Genomic DNA, 20,641 nt, shown 5'->3' with positions numbered 1-20,641 from the left:
CCCGTGACGACGGCCGGGCCGGTCGTGTTCCACGCGCCGCCGGGCAAGCTGGACCTGGCGCGCGGATCCAGGCGATCAGCACGTCGCGGTTCGTGTCCGGCGACGCGATCACCGTCTTGCTGCCGTCGAGGCCCGGAAAGTTGCCGCCGCCGCTCGCCCGGTAGTTGTTCGTCGCGACGAGGAACGCCTGCCCGCTGGCCACCGGCTTGCCTTGCCACTCGAGGTTGCCGATGCGCTGGCCGGGCGGGCGCGTCACGTCGATCTCGTAATGCAGACCGGGGGCGGTGACCGTGTCGAAGTTATAGCTGGGGAAGCTGCCGTTGACGAGTTCCTGCGGTTCGGTGCGCCCCGGGTCGATGGTGTTGAAACGGTGCGCCGCCTTTTCCAGCCAGGCCGTCAACGCCGCACCGTCGACTTTGACGGCGTACAGCGCATTCGGGTACAGGTAGAGGTCCGCCGCGTTGTTCAGCGCGAGGCTGCCGGGCGCCACGTCCGTGTAATCGCCCGGTCCCGCCGCGCCGGCCTTGAACGCGGCGGACACGGACAGCACCGGCAGGTTCGCGTACTGCGGCAGGCTGGCCTTCACATAGGCGCGCACGTAATCCGCCTGCGCGGCGTTGACGGGTTGCAGCGCCGACGGATCGCCCAGGTCGGCGAAATACGTCGACATGCGGAAGTCCGTGCTGCCGACCGGCGTTTTCACATAGCGGATCGTCGCCTCGTGCTCGGCGCGCACGAGGTCGAGCACGGCCGGGTCGGCTGCCACGTACGATTTATCCGCCCGCTGCGTGGCGCGCGTCTCGACGACGGTATTGTCACGGGCGATCGTCCAGCCCTTGCCGTCGTGGCGCAGGTCGAAGCGGATCACGCCGAGGTGCTTGCCCCACAGGCTCGCCATCACGGTCGGCACGCCGAACACGGTGCCGCGCGCCTTGTCGACGTTCGGGAGATTAAACTGCGCCGCCGTGCTCGTGGGGTTCGGGAACTGCTGGTGCGCGTGGCCCAGCAGCAGCGCGTCGATGCCGGGGACCTGCGCGAGGTAGTAGTTGCCGTTTTCCATCGTGGGCGAGTACGGGCTCGCATCGAGGCCGCCGTGCGAGATCGCGACGATCACGTCGGCGCCCTTCCTGCGCATCTCCGGTATGTAGCGCCGCGCCGTCTCGACGACGCCTTCCGTGGTGACGCGGCCTTCGAGCCAGCGCTTGTCCCAGGACAGGATCGTGGGCGTGGTGAAGCCGATGATCCCGACCTTGACCGTTGCCTCGACGGGCTTGCCGGCGGCGTCCTCGGCCTGCACGCGCTTCTCGATGATGCGGTACGGCGCGAACAGGGGCTGGTGCGTCCTGACGCTCACGACGTTGGCCAGCACGATCGGGAAGCCGGGGCCGGCGCATGGCTTCTTCGCGCGCGGCACGCCGGGCACGTCGAAACGGTTGCCCGTGACCTGGCCGAGAAAGCCGAGGCCATAATTGAAATCGTGGTTGCCGACCCCGCCGCCGTCATAGCCGAGCCGCTTCATCACCTTGTGGATGCCCAGCAGCTCGCCGCATTTCACCGGCGCGACGACGGCCTGGTAATCGCCCAGCGCGCTGCCCTGGATCGTGTCGCCGTTGTCGAGCAACACCGTATTCGGGAACTCGCGCCGCGCCTGGGCGATCAGGGTCGCCGTGCGGTCCAGGCCCAGTGACGGGTCGGCCGCCAGCTTGAAATAATCGTAACCGACGACGTTCGCGTGGATATCGGTCGTCTCCAGGATCGCGAGCGTGGCGGTGGTGCCGGCCGGCACGGGTGCGGCGCTGGCGGAGACCATGGCCGCGAGCGGCAGCAGGCGGAACAGATGGGAAAGGTGGCGCGTCATGGGCTCGCATCATAAAGCATGCGCGCACTAAGGTATAATCTCCGGTTCGATTCAACCACAGAAAATTGCCACAGACCATGGAAGCTGAACGCATCAATGCCCTCTCCTCCCTGCTGAACGACCTGACCAGCCGTGAAGCCGAACTTCGGAGGTATCTTTGACTTCGACCGCAAAGCGGAGAAGTTAGAGCAGGTCAACCAGGAGCTGGAAGACCCCGCCATCTGGAACGACCAGAAACGCGCCCAGGAGATGGGCCGCGAGAAGAAGGCGCTGGAAGGCGTCGTCCTCACGCTGGAAAAGGCGCGCGCCGACCTGACGGACGCGGCCGACCTGTTCGAGATGGCTCGCGAAGAAGGCGATGACGCCACGATCGAAGCGGTCGAAGGCGATGCCGGGGAAATCAGGAAGGTCATCGAGGCGATGGAATTCCGTCGCATGTTCAGCAATCCGATGGACCACGCCAGCTGCTTCATCGACATCCAGGCCGGCGCCGGCGGCACCGAGGCCCAGGACTGGGCGTCGATGCTGATGCGCCAGTACCTGCGCTATTGCGAGCGCAAGGGCTTCAAGGCCGAGGTGATGGAACTGTCCGAGGGCGAGGTCGCCGGCATCAAGACGGCTACCATCAAGGTCGAAGGCGAATACGCCTACGGCCACCTGCGCACGGAAACGGGCGTGCACCGCCTCGTGCGCAAGTCGCCGTTCGACTCCGCCAACGGCCGCCACACGTCGTTCTCGTCGATCTTCGTGTACCCGGAAGTCGACGAATCGATCGAAATCGACATCAACCCGGCCGACGTCCGCATCGACACGTACCGCGCGTCCGGCGCGGGCGGCCAGCACATCAACAAGACCGACTCCGCGGTGCGTCTGACGCACGCCCCGTCGGGCATCGTCGTGCAGTGCCAGAACGACCGCTCGCAGCACCGCAACAAGGCCGAAGCGTTCGACATGCTGCGCGCCAAGCTGTTCGAACTGGAACTGCGCAAGCGCATGGCCGAGCAGCAGAAGCTGGAAGATTCGAAGACCGATGTGGGCTGGGGCCACCAGATCCGTTCGTACGTCCTCGACCAGTCGCGCATCAAGGACTTGCGCACCGGCTTCGAGACCGGCAACACGAAGAACGTGCTGGACGGCGACCTCGACGACTTCATCTCCGCTTCGCTGAAGCAAGGGGTGTAAGCCGATGGCCTTCATCTTCGACATGGACGGCACCATCGTCGACAACATGGCGTTCCACACGGATTCCTGGCTGGCGTTCTTCGAGCGCCACGGCAAGACGTACGACGCCGACGCGTTCTTCCGCGAGACGGCGGGCGCGCAGGGTCGCGAGATCCTGCGCGAACGCCTCGGCCCGGAGATCACGGACGACGAGATCGCCGTGCTGGCGCACGAAAAGGATGAACTGTACCGCGAGATGTACGGCCCGCACCGCAGCGCGATCCAGGGCTTCGAGGCTTTTGTGACGGCCGCACGCGCGCAAGGCGTGAAGCTGGCGGTGGCGACGTCCGCCCCGCCCGCGAACATCGTCTTCACGCTCGACGAGCTGGACCTGCGCCGCCATTTCGACGCCGTCGTCGGCGCGGCCGACGTCGCGCGCGGCAAGCCGCATCCGGACGTATTCCTGAAAGCGGCCGAGAAGCTGGGCGTCGACCCGCGCGACTGCATCGTGTTCGAAGACGCGCCGATGGGCGTGGAAGCGGCGCGCCGCGCCGGCATGAAGGCCGTCGTCATCACGACCACCCTGCCCGCCGAGGCCTTCCGCGAATTCGACAATATCGTGCGCATCGTGGAGCACTACGAAGACCTGGATGCCGCCAGCCTGTTGAACCCAAACTAGACTGATATCTGATATGAGCACCGAAAACCAAGAACAAAACGAGCCGTCGACTCTCGCGGCCGAGGACAACAAGATCATCGCCGAGCGTCGCGCCAAGCTGGCCGCGATCCGCGAAAAAGGCATCGCGTTCCCGAACGACTTCGTCCCGCAGCACAAGGCGGCCGATCTCACCGAGCAGTTCGGCGGCTGGACCCGCGAACAGCTGGAGGCGGAACCGCAGCAGGTCGTGCTGGCCGGCCGCATGATGCTCAAGCGCGAAGCGGGCAAGAAGGCCGCGTTCGCGACCTTGCAGGATGCGTCGGGCCTGCGCGCCGACGGCCGCATCCAGATCTACGTCACCCTCGACAACACGGGCGAGGAAGCGATGGAAGCGCTGCGCCACTACGACCTGGGCGACATCCTCGGCGTCGAGGGCACGCTGTTCAAGACCAAGACCGACGAACTGACGGTCAAGGTCACGACCCTGCGCCTGATCACCAAGGCCCTGCGTCCGCTGCCGGACAAATTCCACGGCCTCGCCGACCAGGAAACGAAGTACCGCCAGCGCTACGTCGACCTGATCATGAACGAAGAAACGCGCCGCACGTTCAAGGCACGCACGGCCGCGATCTCGTCGATCCGCCGCTTCATGCAGGACCACGGCTTCATGGAAGTCGAGACGCCGATGCTGCACCCGATCCCGGGCGGCGCCGCGGCGAAACCGTTCATCACGCACCACAACGCGCTCGACATGCAGATGTTCCTGCGCATCGCGCCCGAACTGTACCTGAAGCGCCTCGTCGTGGGCGGCTTCGACCGCGTGTTCGAAATCAACCGTAACTTCCGCAACGAGGGCGTGTCGATCCGCCACAACCCGGAATTCACGATGATGGAGTTCTACGCCGCGTGGACCGACTACAAGTGGCTGATGGACTTCACGGAAGCCGTGATCCGCCAGGCCGCCATCGACGCCCACGGCACCGCCGAACTGACGTACGGCGGCCGCGCGCTGGACCTCTCCAAGCCGTTCCACCGCCTGACGATCGTCCAGGCGATCAACAAGTTCGCCCCGCACTACACGGACGAACAGCTGCACGACATGGACTTCCTGAAGGCGGAACTGGCGAAGTTCGGCGTCAAGCCGCACGCCATCTCGGGCCTGGGCGCGCTGCAGCTGTCGCTGTTCGAAGAGACGGCGGAAGCGCAGTTGTGGGAACCGACCTTCATCATCGACTATCCGGTCGAAGTGTCGCCGCTGGCGCGCGCGTCGGACACGCGCGAAGGCATCACGGAACGCTTCGAGCTGTTCATGGTGGGCCGCGAGATCGCCAACGGCTTCTCGGAACTGAACGATCCGGAAGACCAGTCGGCACGCTTCCTGGCGCAGGTCGAAGCGAAGCAGGCGGGCGACGAGGAGGCGATGTACTACGACGCCGACTACATCCGCGCGCTGGAATACGGCATGCCTCCCACCGGCGGCTGCGGCATCGGCATCGACCGTCTCATGATGATCATCACCGATTCGCCGAACATCCGTGACGTGCTGCTGTTCCCGCATCTGCGCAAGGAAGATTAAACGCCACGCATCACAAAAAAAAGGCGCGGACTCGTCCGCGCCTTTTTTATTTCCCCCGACCGTTGAACCGTCATCCCCGCGAAAGCGGGGATCCATACGCAGGTTGAAAAATCAGCTCAGTATGGGTTCCCGCTTTCGCGGGAACGACGTTTCGGGTTATCGCACCACCCGATAGCAGGGCACGTACTCCTTGCCCGGCAACTTCATGCGGCTCTGCTCCACGAACGACTGCAGCAGCTTGTCCATCGGCGCCATGATCTCGTTCTCGCCATGGATCTCGAACTTGCCGAACTGTTCGATCGCACGGATGCCCTCTTCCTTCACGTTGCCCGCGACGACGCCGGAGAACGCGCGGCGCAGGTGCGCGGCCAGCAAATGCGTTTCCTGGTTCTTGTGCAGCGACAGGTTGCGCATATTCTCGTGCGTCGGGCGGAACGGCTTCTGGAATTCCGGATCGATGCGCAGGCCCCAGTTGAAGTAGTACGCGTCGCTGCGCGACTTGCGGAATTCGCGCACCTGGCGGATCCCCTGCTGCATCTCGCGCGCCACCGCATCCGGGTCGTCGATGATGATCTTGTAGCGGCGCTGCGCCGCCTCGCCCAGGGTCAGGCCGATGAACTGGTCGATCTGCTCGAAGTACTCGCGCGCCGGCGCCGGGCCCGTGAACACGAGCGGGAACGGCTGTTCCGCGTTGTCCGGGTGGAGCAGGATGCCGAGGATGTACAGGATCTCTTCCGCCGTGCCGGCGCCGCCGGGGAACACGACGATGCCGTGGCCCGTGCGCACGAAGGCTTCGAGGCGCTTCTCGATGTCCGGCATGATCACGAGGTCGTTGACGATCGGGTTCGGCGACTCGGCCGCGATGATGCCCGGCTCCGAGATGCCGAGGTAGCGGCCGCCCTGCAGGCGCTGCTTGGCGTGGCCGATGGTGGCGCCCTTCATCGGGCCCTTCATCGCGCCCGGACCGCAACCCGTGCAGATGTCGAGCTCGCGCAGGCCGAGCTGGTAGCCGACGTGCTTCGAGTAGTTGTACTCGACCCGGTTGATCGAGTGGCCGCCCCAGCACACGACGAGGTTCGGGTTGCGCTGCGGCTGGATCACGTTGGCGTTGCGCAGGATGTGGAAGACGGCGTCGGTGATGCCCTCCGGGCGCGTGAGGTCGAAGCGCGGATTGTCCGTCACTTCGAAATTCACGTAGACGATGTCGCGCAGGACCGAGAACAGGTGCTCGTGGATCCCCTTGATCATCTTGCCGTCGACGAAGGCGTGCGCGGGCGCGCCGCGGATATCGAGCTTGATGCCGCGTTCGCGCTGGATGATCTTGATGTCGAAATCCTTGTAGCGCTCGAGCAGCTCCTTGCCGTCGTCGATCGAACTGCCGGAGTTGAGCACCGCCAGCGCGCACTTGCGGAAGATCTGGTAGAGCCCACCCTGGCTCGTATCGAGGAGCTTGGCCACTTCGGCCTTGGACAGGACTTCCAATCGGCCTTCCGGAGAAATCAGCGTATCGACAACGTCGTAGTTCATGGTGTATTCCTTTTCTCTACTGTGAATCGGTGTGGCTTTTGCTCCAATATACGACAAGTCAACCGAGTTTGCGTCTCCGTTTTCGCTTATGCCGATTCCGCATATGGCTGAGCTGTAAAAAGCTGGCCCCATATGCACGATTTCCACTAAAATGCGACGCTAGCCGCGGTCCTTACCCAGGACGCGCAGGCCACGCAAAGACAATCACTCTTAAAAAGATTAGGGGAGGAACCGCATGAGCGGTGCAGCTACTTCAACCGCCGAACCGAAGGCGGTCCCGGAATTCAAGCAGATCATGGGCCATCCGGCGCCCCTCTGGATGCTGTTCATGACCGAATTCTGGGAACGCTTCGCTTTCTACGGCATCCGTTGGGCCCTGGTGCTCTACATCGTCGCCCAGTTCTACGGCGGAGACGGCTCAGGCCAGGCCGACGCCAACCTGACCTATGGTTCCTACCTCGCCCTCGTGTATGCCGGCGCCGTGTTCGGCGGCTACATCGCCGACCGCGTGATCGGCTACCAGCGCTCGATCCTCGTCGGCGCCTCGTTCATGGTGGCCGGCCTGTTCGCCATCACCATTCCCAACCCGGACATCTTCAAGCTGGGTCTCGCCACGATCATCGTCGGCAACGGCATGTTCAAGCCGAACATCTCCGCCATGGTCGGCCAGCTGTACGGCATCAACGACCAGCGCCGCGATTCCGGCTTCACGATTTTCTACATGGGCATCAACGGCGGCGGCTTCCTCGCCCCGATCCTGACCGGCGCGCTGGCGCAGAGCATGTCCAGCCAGACCGGCGTGCCCGCGTACAAGGTCGTGTTCTTCGCCGCCGGCGTCGGCATGATCCTGTCGCTGATCTGGTTCCAGATCGGCCGCCGCATGCTGAAGGGTATCGGCGCCGCCACCGGTCCTCTGGCCAATCCGGTACGCCTCGTCGGCGTCGTCATCGGTTCGCTGCTCGTCATCCCGGTCGTGTACTTCCTGCTGAAGCTCGGCGCGGAAAAGCTGCAGGGCGTGCTGTCGGTCCTCTTCATCATCCTCGCGATCATGCTGATGGTGGAAGGCATCCGCGGCGGCGCGGTGGTGCGCGACAAGACGATCGCCATGCTCGTCATCTTCTTCTTCAACGTGATGTTCTGGTGCTTCTTCGAACAGGCCGGCAGCTCGTTCACGTTCCTGGCCGAATACATCGTGCGCCGCGACTTCGGCGGCTGGACCTTCCCGACCGGCTGGTTCCAGTCCGTGAACACGCTGGCCATCATCGTGTGCGCGCCGATGGTCGCCGCCGTGTGGGTCGCGATGGGCCGCAAGAACCCGTCGATCCCGCGCAAGTTCGGCCTGGGCCTGATCTTCAACGGCCTCGCCTTCCTGCTGCTGATGTTCGCGCTGCAGCACCTCGTCGGCGCCGACAGCAAGATCCCGTTCTGGACGCTGTTCATGGTGTACGTGATCCAGTCCATCGGTGAACTGTGCCTGTCGCCGATCGGCCTGTCGATGGTGACCAAGCTCGCACCGACCCGCCTCGTGGGCCTGGGCATGGGCGGCTGGTTCCTGTCCACCGGTATCGGCAACAACCTGTCGGGCATCTTCGCTTCCGTGGTCTCGGGTGAAAAAGGCATGACCGTGGAATCGGCGCTGTCCGGCTACACGTTCGGCTTCTGGGCCCTGATCGGTGCCGGCGTGCTGCTGTTCCTGGTCGCACCGCTGATCCAGAAACTGATGCATGGCGTGAAGTAATCCCTACGCTTCGGCATCGACGGCGGCCCGCAGGCCGCCGTTGTCGTTTACACGAACGCCAGGTCATGCAGCTGGATCGTATCGTCGATCCAGTCCTCGCAGTGGCCGAACCGGTAACCGAGCGCCTGCGCGCGCGACGTGTCCAGCACCATGGCACCCGGCACGTCGAACGGCGACAGCCGCCCCATCTCCGCCGGCGGCACGCGCTGGCGCATGCGTACGGGCGTGTCGAGCACGGCGCCGACCCGCTCGTACAGGCTTTTTGCCGACAGCGCGCCGTCGCAGGCCGCATTGACCGGCCCCGTGAAATCCTGCATCCCGACCCACACGAGGAAGTCCGCCGCACCCTGCAGCGGCATGAAGGACAGCACGGCGTCCGGATTCGAGTATTCCAGCACCCCGTTCATGCGCGCCAGTTCCACGTAGTGCGCGAGGCGGCCGGTAAAGTCTTCCGGCCCGCCCAGCACGTGCGCCAGGCGCGGCGTGACGAGGGGCAGCGAGCCGTCGCGCACGAGATAGGCCTCCGCCTGCACCTTGCCCGCCACATAGCACTCGGTCGCGCGGCACGGGTCATGCCAAGGATAGCCGGTGTCGATCCGCTGCGCCTCGACGGCCAGGTCGCTCTCGCGCAGCGGCTCCGCATGGTCGTAGCCGAGGGCGCGGTAAGCGTCGATCGTGGACGCCATCACGTAGCGCCCCACCTTGCCCGCGAACGTGCGCACGGCGATGGCCGCGTCCAGCGGGTTGTAGCACATCTGGTCGTACACGATGTCGAACGGGCCGCGATGGGCGAACGCGTTGCGCATCGCGGTCTCGTTGCGGCGGTCGACGCGCACGCGCGCGACCCGGTCGCCGAACGGGTCGGGCGCATAGCCGCGCGTCGCGATGGTGACGCGATGGCCGGCGCGGAGCAGCCGCTGCACGAGCAGCTTGCCGATATAACGGGTACCGCCGATCACCAGGACATTCTTGGGCATGAAGTTTTCCTTAGTCTGTGGGCGAGGCTCGTAGCACTGTTTTGGTGAATCCGTTATATTCTGTAACTAGACCGGCAATTGTTCAAACGAGAAAAATAAATGATATGAATAAGAAAAACTTACGCTCGGGGATGGCGTGAAGCCGCTGCGCAGCCTCTCGGGCCTGATCGATTTCGATTGCGCCGCGCGCTGGGGCAGCTTCAAACTGGCCGCGCGCGAGCTGCACAAGACGCCCGCCGCCGTCAGCCTGCAGGTCAAGCAACTGGAAGAAGCCATCGGTTTTCCGCTGTTCGTGCGGCATCCGCGCCACATCGCGCTGACGGCCAAGGGGCAGGAACTGGCGATCGTCGTCGCGCGCATGCTGGCCGACCTGCGCGGCAAGGTGGCGGCACTGCAGCGGGGCGACGAGGAAGCGGTCCTTCGAATCTCGACCACGCACTCGTTCGCGATCAAGTGGCTCGTGCCGCGCATGTCGCGCTTCACCAAGCTGCATCCGGAGCTGGACCTGCGTATCGACTCCAACGACACGCCCGTGGACATCGAGGACGACGCCGTCGACGTGGCGATCCGCTATGGCCCCGTGCGCGACGACGACCCCGCCCTGCTGTTCCGCGAGCGGCTCGTGCCCGTGTACAGCCCGGACCTGCTGGCGGAGGGCCAGGATGCCCTGCAGTTATCCGACCTGACCCGGTTCCCGCTGCTGTGCGAACGCACGCCGGAAACGTGGCTGCAGCTGCTGAACGAGAACCGCGCGCTGAAAGGCGATTACGATTTTGCGCGCACGTACAGCCACTGGGGCGTGCTGGCGCAGGCGGCCGTCGCGGGCCAGGGGATCGGCCTCGTGCCGTACGGGATCGCGTTCGAGGACATCCGCGCGGGGACACTCCTTCAGCTCGCGTGCAGGAGCGCGCCGTTCGGCTACGGGTACCGACTGCTCGTCAATCCGCACAAGGAGGCGATGACGAAGGTCCAGCATTTCCGCGACTGGATCGTCGCGGAGATGGAGGCCATGAAGGCGACGATCGCCTGATTATTTCGCAGCCTTCTCGCGGCCCACGATGTACAACAGCACGCAGATCGCCGCATACGGCAGGATCGACAGCAGGTCCGCGCTGGCGCCCGCGAAGAACGGATTCGCGGCCTCGGCCCACTTGTTCATCGCATCGTCGAAGCCGGTCATCACGCCGGCCGTGATGGCGATGATGATGCCCGCCAGCGCGCCTCCAGCGATGTAGCCGGAGGCCAGCAAGGTGCCCGAGCTGCGGTCGCCCGCGGCCTGCAACTCGTCCTCGTTCAGGCCCTGGTACTGCGGCAGCCCGCTGTTGCGGCGGTCGACCATCCAGCGGATGATGCCGCCGATCGCGATCGGCAACGTGGACACGAGCGGCAGGTACACGCCCACCGTGAACGCGAGCGACGCGACGCCGGACATCTCCAGCACGACCGCGACCATCACGCCGAACAGCACGAGGGTCCATGGCAGCTGGTGGTCGAGGATGCCCTTGATGATGTACGACATCAGCACGGCCTTCGGCGCATCGAATTTCTTGACCTCGGTGCCGTCCGGCCGCGTGTGGTACTGGCCGTTGATGCCCGGGTCGACGAGCCAGGCGAGCGAGCCGTCGGCGCGCACGAGGTATTTGCCGGCGGGGCCGCCCACGGTGTCCGTCTTCTGCCAGACTTTATACGTTGCGTGATCGGATGCGGCTTGCGGGCCTTGCAGCTGCGCGGACTCCGTCAGCTTCGACGCGTCCGTCGTGATGTGCGGCGCGACCTGCGCGGCCGGCACGTACACGGTGCCGGCGTCGTTCAGCTTCAGCAGGATCGGGCCGAGGATCAGCGCGGACGCGAGCGCGCCGGCGAGGATCGCGTACTGCTGCAGCTTCGGCGTCGAGCCGACGAGGAAGCCCGTCTTGAGGTCCTGCGAGGTCGTGCCCGCGTTGCTGGCGGCGATGCAGACGATGGCGCCGACCGACAGCGCCGTCACGTAGTAGCGCCCGCCCGTCCAGCCCATCACGAGGAAGATCAGGCACGTGAACAGCAGGGTCGCCACGGCCATGCCGGAAATCGGATTCGACGACGAACCCACCTCGCCCGTCAGGCGCGAGGACACGGTCGAGAACAGGAAGCCGAACACGAGGATCAGCAGCGCGCCCAGCACGTTCATGTGCAGCGGCGTCGCGAACGTGATCACGGCGATGATGGCCAGGCAGCCGATCACCACCCATTTCAGCGGCATGTCCTGCTCCGTGCGCAGCGACGTATCCACGTTCGAGGATTTACCGATGCCGGCCAGGCCGCCCTTGAGACCATGCCAGATCGTGGGCAGCGAGCGCACGAGGGAAATCAGACCGCCGGCCGCCACGGCGCCCGCGCCGATGTACAGCACGTAGGCGCTGCGCACGTCGTCCGGGCTCATGTCGCGGATCAGCATCGTGCCCGGCGCCACGGGTACCGTCAGCGCGTCGCCGAAAAACTTGATCATCGGGATCAGGAGCAGATACGACAGCACGCCGCCGCCCGCCATGATCATCGCGATGCGCGGGCCGATGATGTAGCCGACGCCCAGCAGCTCGGGCGAGATCTCGGCGCCGGCCGAACCGGATTTCAGCGGCGCGTCGAAGATGAAGTTGACCGTGTCCTTCCACAGCTTCAGCGAGATGTTCATCACCTTGTACAGCAGGCCGAGGCCGAAGCCGCCGAAGATGATGAAGGCGCGCCGGCGGGCGTCCCTGGCTTCGTCCGAGTCCGCGTCGCGCACCTCGCCGGCCGCCTCGCGCGACGTTTCCGTGGCCGCCGCCTTCAGCACTTCGGCGCACGCGGTGCCTTCCGGGTATTTCAGTTCGCGGTGCTGGTCGACGATCATCGTGCGCCGCATCGGGATCATCATGAGGATGCCCAGCAGGCCGCCCAGCACGCCCACGAGCATCACGCGCGAGATCTCCAGGTCGAAGCCGAGGATCATGATCGCGGGCATGGTGCAGCCGAGGCCGAACGCGAGCGATTCGCCGGCCGAGCCGGCCGTTTGCGTAATGCTGTTTTCGAGGATCGTCGATTCGCGCCCGCCCATCTTCTTGGCGAGCCCGAACAGGGTGATCGCGATGACGGCTACGGGAATCGATGCGCTGACGGTCAGGCCCACCTTCAGCACGAGGTACAGCGACGACGCGCCGAAGACCATGCCGAGTACGGTGCCCATGATCAGGGCGCGCCACGTCAGCTCGGGCAAATGCGCCGACGCCGGAATATACGGTTTGACCGCGGGCGGATGGGGATCGTAGGGCATCGGAGGGATTTCCTTCAGGCGTGGGTAGTGGCAAACAGGACTGCCGGGATCGCCATGCAGCCCTTGAAAGCGTGACTATCTCACATGCCGTACGTTAAGAAAAGCGGATTATAATTTCTCAAACCGCCCGTGTTTACGGCCTCAACGGGGTTTTACGACCCGCATCAAGAGAGTTCAGTTTTGGCAACTATCCCCCGCCGCCAACGCGGCTTCCTGCTCCCCATCCTGGCCGTCGCGGCCGCAATCATCGTCCTGTTCATTGCCGGCGTCGCCGGCTACGTGGTGTTCCGCGTGCTGCCCAACGTGCCGGCGCTGGATGCCGTCACCGACTACCGGCCCAAGATCCCGCTCCGGGTCTATACGGCGGACAACGTCCTGATCGGCGAGTTCGGCGAAGAGCACCGCGATTTTGTCCCGATCAACAAGATCCCGGACCTGATGAAGAAATCGCTGCTCGCCATCGAGGACGCCCGCTTCTACGAGCACGGCGCCATCGACTGGAAGCGCGCGATGGGCGCCGTCGGCTCGAACCTGCGCGGCGGCTTCGGCTCCGGCGGCGCGTCGACGATCACGATGCAGGTCGCCCGCAACTTCTTCCTGTCGCGCGAAAAGCGCTTGTCGCGCAAGATCAACGAGATCGCGCTCGCGTACAAGATCGAGACCGCCCTGTCGAAGGACGAGATCCTCGAGCTGTACATGAACCAGATCTACCTGGGCCAGCGCGCCTACGGCTTCTCCAGCGCCGCACGCATCTATTTCAACAAGACGCTGGACCAGCTGTCGGTGGCCGAGATGGCCATGCTGGCGGGCCTGCCGCAGAACCCGGCGCGCCATAATCCGGTGGCCAATCCGAAGCGGGCGCGCGAGCGCCAGCACGCCGTGCTGGGCCGCATGCGCGCACTGAACTACATCACGGACGCGCAATACGAGAAGGCCATGGCCGAACCGCTGCGCGTCAACCAGCGCGGCGTCCAGGACTTCGGCACGCACGCGGAGTACGTGGCCGAACTGGCGCGCCAGGCCGTCTACAGCCAGTTCAAGGAAGACGCGTACACGAAAGGCATCAAGGTCTACACGACGATCCTGAAGCCCGAGCAGGACGCCGCCTACGCCTCCGTGCGCCGCAACGTGCTCACGTACGACCAGCGCCACGGCTGGCGCGGCCCGGAAGACCGCATGGAGCTGCCGTCCGATCCGGTCGAGCGCGAAGACGCGATCGGCGACGCGCTGGGCAAGCGCCCGACCAGCGATGGCCTGATCCCGGCCGTCGTGCTGTCGGCCACGAGCAAGACGGTGCGCGTGGAGACCGTCGACGGCGACACGGTGGACCTCACCGGCGCCGGCCTGAAATTCGCGCAGGCCGGCCTGTCGTCCAGCGCCAGGGAAAAGATGAAGCTGACGCCGGGCGCGATCATCCGCGTCGCGAAGGATGCGAAAGGCAACTGGAGCGTCACGCAGGTGCCGCAGGTGGCCGCGGCCTTCGTCGCCATCGATGCCGATACGGGCGCCTACCACGCGCTCGTCGGCGGCTTCGACTACAACTTCCAGAAATTCAACCACGTGACGCAGGCGTACCGCCAGCCCGGTTCCGGCATGAAGCCGTTCATCTACTCGGCCGCCGTCGACAAGGGCTATTCGCCGGGCACGCTCATCCTCGACGCGCCGCTCGACATGGCGGGCGAGGATGCCGGCAAGACGTGGTCGCCGCAGAACGACGACGGCAAGTGGGACGGTCCGATCACGATGCGCCGCGCGCTGGCCGAATCGAAGAACGTCCCGTCCGTGCGGCTGCTGCGCGCCGTCGGCGTGCCGTATGCGCACGAGTTCATCGCCAGGTTCGGCTTCGACCTCGCGCGCCAGCCGTCGAACTACACGCTGGCGCTGGGCACCGGCGCGGCGACGCCGCTGCAGATGGCGGGCGCGTACGCGGTCTTCGCGAACGGCGGCTACCGCGTGCAGCCCTACCTGATCGCCCGCATCGAGGATGCCGACGGCAAGATCATCCAGGAGACGAAGGCGCCCGCCGAACACACCGACGAACAGCGCGTGCTCGACCCGCGCAACGCCTTCATCACCGACAGCATGCTGCGCGACGTGACCCGCTACGGCACGGGCGCCGAAGCGACCAAGGCGCTGGGCCGCACGGACATCGCCGGCAAGACCGGTACGACCAGCGACGCCGTGGATGGCTGGTTCTCGGGCTATGGCGGCAACGTCGTCGCGGTCGCGTGGATGGGCTACGACGATCCGAAATCGCTGGGCGGGCGCGAATTCGGCGCCACCGTCGCGCTGCCGATCTGGATCGACTACATGCGCGTGGCGCTGGCCAAGCGCCCGCAGCAGGAAGAGCGCCTGGCGCCGGAGGGCGTCGTGCGCGAGAACGACGACTGGGTGTATGCCGAGTTCGCGGAAACGCCGGCCCTCGGCGGCATCGACCTCGACCAGGCGCCGGATCCGAACGCCGTACAGCCGGTGGACGGCACGGTCCCGCCGGGCCAGCCGGTGCAGCCGGTGCCGCAGCAACAGCAGCCGTCGAATACGCTGTTCTGAGCTGCCGCTCGCGCGCCGAACGGGCCGCCGCGTGCGGCCCGTTTTCATTGGCAGGCCGGCAATCGCATTGCAACAAATGGAAGAGATCGTGCGCCCAGTCCTACACGTCTGTACGAACTCATCCTATTTCGAACGCAAAAGTGTGCCCCCATGATGGCGTCACTTTTACAAAAGGAGTCAACATGAAAAAGTACCAAGCCCTCCTGATCGGCGGCCTGATGGCCATGTCCCTGGCTGCATGCAGCTCGACCGGCACCAGCGGTAGCGACAGCAGCAGCGCCAGCGGCAGCTCCTCGTCGGGCGCGATGTCCAGCGGCAGCAGCTCCGCCCCGGCCTCGACCGGCACGCCGGAATCCAACGCCACGGGCACCTCCAGCACGACGCCGACCGGCATCTCCGCCGGCGGTACCGGCAATTCGAACGCCACCGGCCAGGGTACCAACCCCGCACCTGCCCAGACCAGCGGCAACCAGTAATCGTCTCCGTCGTCCGGCCAACCCGGGCCGGACGACTCCGGCCAACCCGGCACGAGGGCGGCCCGCACGTTGTTCGACTATAATGGACGCTCGTCCTGACGAACCCGAACAGCACCGCGTCAATGCCCTTCGATCTCACCAAACACCTTCCCAAGCCCGGAACCCGTTTCGCCCTGCCCCAGCTGCATGGCTCGGCCGATGCCTATGCGCTCGCCGTCGCCGCCCTTGCGCTGAAAGCCAGGAAGCAGATGCTGACCGTGATCGTCGCGAATGCCAGCGACGGCCAGCGGCTGCTCGATGAAATTCCCTGGTTCGCGGAAGGCAAGCTGTCCTGCCACCTGTTGCCGGACTGGGAAACGCTCCCGTACGACGCGTTCTCGCCGCACCAGGACCTCGTGTCCGAACGCCTCGCCACGCTGCACGAAGTCCGCAACGGCCAGTGCGACGTGCTCGTCGTGCCCGCGACTACCGCGCTGGTGCGCCTCGCGCCGCCGTCGTTCCTGGCCGCCTACACATTCTTTTTCCGCCAGGGCGAAAGCCTGGACGAAGCGAAGCTGAAAGCGCAGCTGACATTGGCCGGCTACACGCACGTCACGCAGGTGATGTCGCCGGGCGAATACTCGGTGCGCGGCGGCCTGATCGACCTGTTCCCGATGGGTTCCGCGCTGCCGTACCGCCTTGACCTGTTCGGCGACGAGATCGAGACGATCCGCACCTTCGACGCCGACACCCAGCGCTCGCTGTATCCCGTGAAGGAAGTGCGCCTGCTGCCGGGCCGCGAATTCCCGATGGACGAGCAATCGCGCAGCGCCTTCCGCGGCCGCTGGCGCGAACGCTTCGAAGGCGATCCGTCGCGGTCGACGATCTACAAGGACATCGGCAACGGCATCGCGTCGGCCGGCATCGAATACTACCTGCCGCTGTTCTTCGACGAGACGGCCACGCTGTTCGACTACCTGCCGGACGAAACGAGCCTCGCCCTCGTCGGCGACATCGAGGCGGCCATCCAGCGCTTCTGGCTCGATACCGAATCGCGCTACAAATTCCTCAAGAGCGACCGCGATCGCCCGATCCTGGAACCGAAGGAGATCTTCCTCGGCGCCGAGGATTTCTTCGTGCAGGCCAAGCCGCACGGCCGCTGGGCCATCGCGCGCGACCCGTCGGCGGGCGCTTCCGAGCTCTCCGCAGCGGTCCCCGACATCGCCGTCAACCGCCGCCTCGACGATCCGCTCGCGAACCTGCGCTCGTACCTGATGCAGGCCGCGGGCAGGCGCGTGATGATCTGCGCGGAGTCGGCCGGCCGGCGCGAGACCCTGCAGCAGTACTTCAGCGAGTACAAGCTGGACCTCGCATCGATCGAAGGCTTCGACGGCCTGCGCGCGACGGAGGCGAAGGTCGTGCTGGGCGTCGCGCCGCTGCAGGCGGGCTTCGAGCTGATGGAAGAAGGCGCCGGCCATCTCGTGTTCATCACGGAGACGGAGCTGTACGCGGGCACCGGCCGGCGCGCGGGCAAGAAGAAGCAGGAAGCTGGCTCGCAGGTCGAGTCGATGGTGCGCGACCTGTCGGAGCTGAAGATCGGCGATCCCGTCGTGCACATCAATCACGGCATCGGGCGCTACCTGGGCCTCGTCAGCATGGACCTGGGCGAAGGCGAGACGGAATTCCTGCACCTCGAATACGCTAAAGAATCCAGGCTCTATGTGCCGGTGTCGCAGCTGCACGTGATCTCGCGCTATTCGGGCGCGTCGCCCGACGACGCGCCGCTGCACACGCTCGGCTCGGGCCAGTGGGACAAGGCGAAGAGAAAAGCCGCGGAACAGGTGCGCGACACGGCGGCCGAGCTGCTGAACCTGTACGCCCGCCGCGCCGCGCGCCAGGGGCATTCGTTCGAATACTCGGCCACGGACTACGAGAACTTCGCGCAAAGCTTCGGCTTCGACGAGACGCCGGACCAGCGCGCCGCCATCGCCGCCGTCATCCAGGACATGACGTCGGGCCGGCCGATGGACCGCCTCGTCTGCGGCGACGTCGGCTTCGGCAAGACGGAAGTCGCGCTGCGCGCCACGTTCATCGCCGTCATGGGAGGCAAGCAGGTCGCGATCCTCGCGCCGACCACGCTGCTCGCGGAACAGCACGCGCAGACGTTCTCCGACCGCTTCGCCGACTGGCCCGTGCGCATCGCCGAACTGTCGCGCTTCCGCACCGGCAAGGAAATCAACAACGCGATCAAGGGCATGGCCGACGGCACCGTCGACATCGTGATCGGCACGCACAAGCTGCTGTCGCCGGACGTGAAGTTCACGCGCCTCGGTCTCGTGATCATCGACGAGGAACACCGCTTCGGCGTGCGCCAGAAGGAAGCGCTGAAGGCCCTCCGGGCGGAAGTCGACGTGCTCACGCTGACCGCGACGCCGATCCCGCGCACGCTGGGCATGGCGCTGGAAGGCCTGCGCGACTTTTCCGTCATCGCGACGGCACCCCAGAAGCGCCTCGCGATCAAGACGTTCGTGCGCGGCGAGGACGGCTCCGTCATCCGCGAGGCCTGCCTGCGCGAGCTGAAACGGGGCGGCCAGATCTACTTCCTGCACAACGAAGTCGAGACGATCGAGAACCGCCTCGCGATGCTGCGCGAGCTGCTGCCCGAAGCGCGCATCGCCGTCGCGCACGGCCAGATGCACGAGCGCGACCTGGAAAAGGTGATGCGCGATTTCGTCGCCCAGCGCTACAACATCCTGCTGTGCACGACGATCATCGAGACCGGCATCGACGTGCCGACGGCGAACACGATCATCATGCACCGCGCCGACAAGTTCGGCCTCGCCCAGCTGCACCAGCTGCGCGGACGCGTCGGCCGCTCGCACCACCAGGCCTATGCCTACCTGCTCGTGAACGACGTGCTGGGGCTCTCGAAGCAGGCGCAGCGCCGCCTGGATGCCATCCAGCAGATGGAAGAACTGGGCAGCGGCTTCTATCTCGCCATGCACGACCTGGAAATCCGCGGCGCCGGCGAAGTGCTGGGCGAGAACCAGTCGGGCGAGATGCTCGAAATCGGCTTCCAGCTGTACTCCGACATGCTGAACGAAGCGGTGAAGGCGCTGAAGGCCGGCCGCGAACCGGACATGAGCGCGCCGCTGTCGTCGACGACGGAGATCAACCTGCACGTGCCGGCCCTGCTTCCGGCGGATTTCTGCGGCGACGTGCACGAACGCCTGTCGATCTACAAACGCCTCGCGAACTGCGAGGAGCAGGGCCGCATCGACGACATGCAGGAAGAACTCATCGACCGCTTCGGCAAGCTGCCCGATGCCGTGAAGGCGCTGATCGAAACGCACCGCCTGCGCATCGCGGCGAAGTCCGTCGGCATCGTCAAGATCGACGCACATGCGGATGCCGCCAGCCTGCAGTTCATGGAGAAGCCGCCGATCGACCCGATCAGGATCATCACGCTGATCCAGAAGAACCGCCACGTCAAGCTGGCCGGCCAGGACAAGCTGCGCATCACGGCCAGCATGCCGGACCTGGCCGCGCGCGTGAACCAGGTCAAGCAGACCATCAAACAACTCCTCGCTTAAATAGATTAAAGCAAACCAAATCATGTCCAAGAAGCTCGTCCTCCAGGGCCCGAACGCCGACCAGGCCGCACTCGCACAGATCGCCGCCATCGTCCGTCCGGCACGCACCACCGAAGTCCACGCGCACGCGCTCCGCTGCGACGGGTTCGACTTCACGCCGGAACTGAAAGCGCAAGTCGAGGCGGCCGCCCACGCCGCCGGCATCGACGCGACATTCGTCGACGCGAACCTGACCTTGGCCGATTTCAGGCTGGTCGCGATGGACATGGATTCCACCCTGATCACCATCGAATGCATCGACGAGATCGCGGACATGCAGGGTCTCAAGCCGCAGGTCTCCGCGATCACGGAAGCCGCGATGCGCGGCGAACTGGATTTCTCGGAAAGCCTCACGCGCCGCGTCGCGCTGCTGGAAGGGTTGCCGGTCGATGCGCTCGAGCGCGTGTACGAAGAACGCCTGCGCATCTCGCTGGGCGGCGAAGCGATGCTGCAGGCCGTGCAGGCCGCGGGCCTCAGGACGCTGCTCGTCTCGGGCGGTTTTACCTTCTTCACCGAACGCCTCAAGACGCGCCTGGGCCTCGACTACACCCACGCGAACGTGCTGGAAGCGGCCGGCGGCGTGCTGACCGGTAAAGTCGTCGGCGGCATCGTCGACGCGGAGGAAAAGAAGCGCACCGTCGAACGCGTGTGCGCCGAGCTGGGCATCGCCACGAAACAGGCGATCGTCATGGGCGACGGCGCCAACGACCTCAAGATGATGGGCGTATCCGGCCTGTCCGTTGCCTTCCGCGCCAAGCCCGTGGTGCGCGCGCAGGCCGACGTGGCGCTGAATGTCACGGGCCTCGACGGCCTGCTGGCCGTCCTCGCCTGACGCCTCTCCTGATCTGGCGCAAGGGCTATGCGGTGTGCATGTGTAGATTGATGGGGTCCGCTCGTCGATCACGGAGCCCGCGATGCTGTCACGCCGCACATTTCTCCACGCCTTGCCGGCACTGGCCGGCTGTCTGACGCTGCCGGCCGTCCGCGCCCAGTCTTCTAGCACCTGGTGCGCGACCTGGGGCACGGCGCCGGCCGGCCCGCCACCCTCCGCCAGCCTGCAGACGTTCAGCAACCAGACGCTGCGCCTGATCGTGCACACGAGCATCCCCGGCAACCGCGTGCGCGTGCGGCTGTCCAACGAAATGGGCAGCGGGCCTTTGCGCATCGGCGCCGCGCACATCGGCCTCCGATCCAGCGGCGCCAGCCTCGTCGCCGGCAGCGGG

General features: G+C 65.7%; 13 protein-coding genes and 1 pseudogene. 10 read left to right on the top strand and 4 right to left on the bottom strand.

What is annotated here, in order from left to right:
• Positions 1 to 1,858 (bottom strand): bifunctional 2',3'-cyclic-nucleotide 2'-phosphodiesterase/3'-nucleotidase (locus tag ACEN88_RS06735; protein WP_413338135.1); only part of this gene is annotated, 1,858 nt, incomplete at its 3' end.
• A gap of 77 nt (positions 1,859 to 1,935) precedes the next feature.
• Here ACEN88_RS06735 and prfB point away from each other — a divergent pair.
• The 3 genes from prfB to lysS all read left to right on the top strand — a co-directional run bounded on the left by prfB (position 1,936) and on the right by lysS (position 5,253).
• Positions 1,936 to 3,040 (top strand): peptide chain release factor 2 gene (gene prfB, locus ACEN88_RS06730; RefSeq protein ID WP_413338133.1). Its coding sequence is split into 2 segments (ribosomal slippage): positions 1,936 to 2,016 and positions 2,018 to 3,040, totalling 1,104 coding nucleotides; the frame shifts between segments, so codons are not numbered across the junction.
• Between the two features lie 4 nt (positions 3,041 to 3,044).
• The gene (locus ACEN88_RS06725) at positions 3,045 to 3,698 is read left to right on the top strand and encodes an HAD family hydrolase (RefSeq protein WP_413338131.1); all 654 of its coding nucleotides are present in this window, start codon (positions 3,045 to 3,047) and stop codon (positions 3,696 to 3,698) included.
• 13 nt (positions 3,699 to 3,711) lie between these two features.
• Positions 3,712 to 5,253: a lysine--tRNA ligase gene (gene lysS / locus ACEN88_RS06720; RefSeq protein WP_413338130.1), complete on the top strand. Its 1,542-nt coding sequence runs from the start codon at positions 3,712 to 3,714 to the stop codon at positions 5,251 to 5,253.
• 156 nt (positions 5,254 to 5,409) lie between these two features.
• Here the strand turns inward: lysS and ppnN are convergent, their stop codons facing one another.
• The gene (gene ppnN, locus ACEN88_RS06715) at positions 5,410 to 6,780 is read right to left on the bottom strand and encodes a nucleotide 5'-monophosphate nucleosidase PpnN (protein ID WP_413338128.1); all 1,371 of its coding nucleotides are present in this window, start codon (positions 6,778 to 6,780) and stop codon (positions 5,410 to 5,412) included.
• Between the two features lie 235 nt (positions 6,781 to 7,015).
• Between ppnN and ACEN88_RS06710 the strand changes: the two genes are divergently transcribed.
• Positions 7,016 to 8,518: a peptide MFS transporter gene (locus tag ACEN88_RS06710; RefSeq protein WP_056131783.1), complete on the top strand. Its 1,503-nt coding sequence runs from the start codon at positions 7,016 to 7,018 to the stop codon at positions 8,516 to 8,518.
• A gap of 47 nt (positions 8,519 to 8,565) precedes the next feature.
• On the opposite strand, the gene ACEN88_RS06705 is transcribed toward ACEN88_RS06710, so the two are convergent.
• Positions 8,566 to 9,495: an NAD-dependent epimerase/dehydratase family protein gene (locus ACEN88_RS06705; RefSeq protein ID WP_413338126.1), complete on the bottom strand. Its 930-nt coding sequence runs from the start codon at positions 9,493 to 9,495 to the stop codon at positions 8,566 to 8,568.
• Between the two features lie 136 nt (positions 9,496 to 9,631).
• On the opposite strand from ACEN88_RS06705, the gene ACEN88_RS06700 reads away from it, so the two are divergent.
• Positions 9,632 to 10,525, top strand: coding sequence for a LysR substrate-binding domain-containing protein (locus tag ACEN88_RS06700; protein WP_056131778.1), 894 nt, complete (start codon positions 9,632 to 9,634; stop codon positions 10,523 to 10,525).
• Here the strand turns inward: ACEN88_RS06700 and ACEN88_RS06695 are convergent, their stop codons facing one another.
• On the bottom strand, positions 10,526 to 12,781 hold the full coding sequence (locus ACEN88_RS06695) for an OPT family oligopeptide transporter (RefSeq protein ID WP_413338123.1): 2,256 nt from the start codon (positions 12,779 to 12,781) through the stop codon (positions 10,526 to 10,528).
• A 180-nt stretch (positions 12,782 to 12,961) separates the two neighbouring features.
• On the opposite strand from ACEN88_RS06695, the gene ACEN88_RS06690 reads away from it, so the two are divergent.
• From ACEN88_RS06690 to ACEN88_RS06670, 5 genes and pseudogenes are all read left to right on the top strand, one after another.
• A complete protein-coding gene (locus ACEN88_RS06690) occupies positions 12,962 to 15,331 on the top strand; it encodes a penicillin-binding protein 1A (RefSeq protein WP_413338121.1) in 2,370 nt (789 codons plus the stop codon).
• Between the two features lie 182 nt (positions 15,332 to 15,513).
• The gene (locus ACEN88_RS06685; protein ID WP_413338120.1) at positions 15,514 to 15,807 is read left to right on the top strand and encodes a hypothetical protein; all 294 of its coding nucleotides are present in this window, start codon (positions 15,514 to 15,516) and stop codon (positions 15,805 to 15,807) included.
• Positions 15,808 to 15,929: 122 nt separating this feature from the next.
• Positions 15,930 to 19,379, top strand: a complete 3,450-nt coding sequence (gene mfd / locus ACEN88_RS06680; protein ID WP_413338118.1) for a transcription-repair coupling factor — start codon at positions 15,930 to 15,932, stop codon at positions 19,377 to 19,379.
• 22 nt (positions 19,380 to 19,401) lie between these two features.
• The gene (gene serB / locus ACEN88_RS06675) at positions 19,402 to 20,250 is read left to right on the top strand and encodes a phosphoserine phosphatase SerB (RefSeq protein WP_413338116.1); all 849 of its coding nucleotides are present in this window, start codon (positions 19,402 to 19,404) and stop codon (positions 20,248 to 20,250) included.
• A gap of 82 nt (positions 20,251 to 20,332) precedes the next feature.
• Positions 20,333 to 20,641 (top strand): annotated as a pseudogene (locus ACEN88_RS06670) (SGNH/GDSL hydrolase family protein); the annotation flags it as partial.

Origin of the sequence: Massilia sp. CT11-108 (genome assembly GCF_047302915.1) — a bacterium.
In the GTDB taxonomy this organism is placed as follows: Bacteria; Pseudomonadota; Gammaproteobacteria; order Burkholderiales; family Burkholderiaceae_D; genus Telluria; species Telluria orientalis.
Note: the sequence above shows the minus strand (reverse complement) of the source record. Positions and strands in the feature narration are given on the sequence as shown.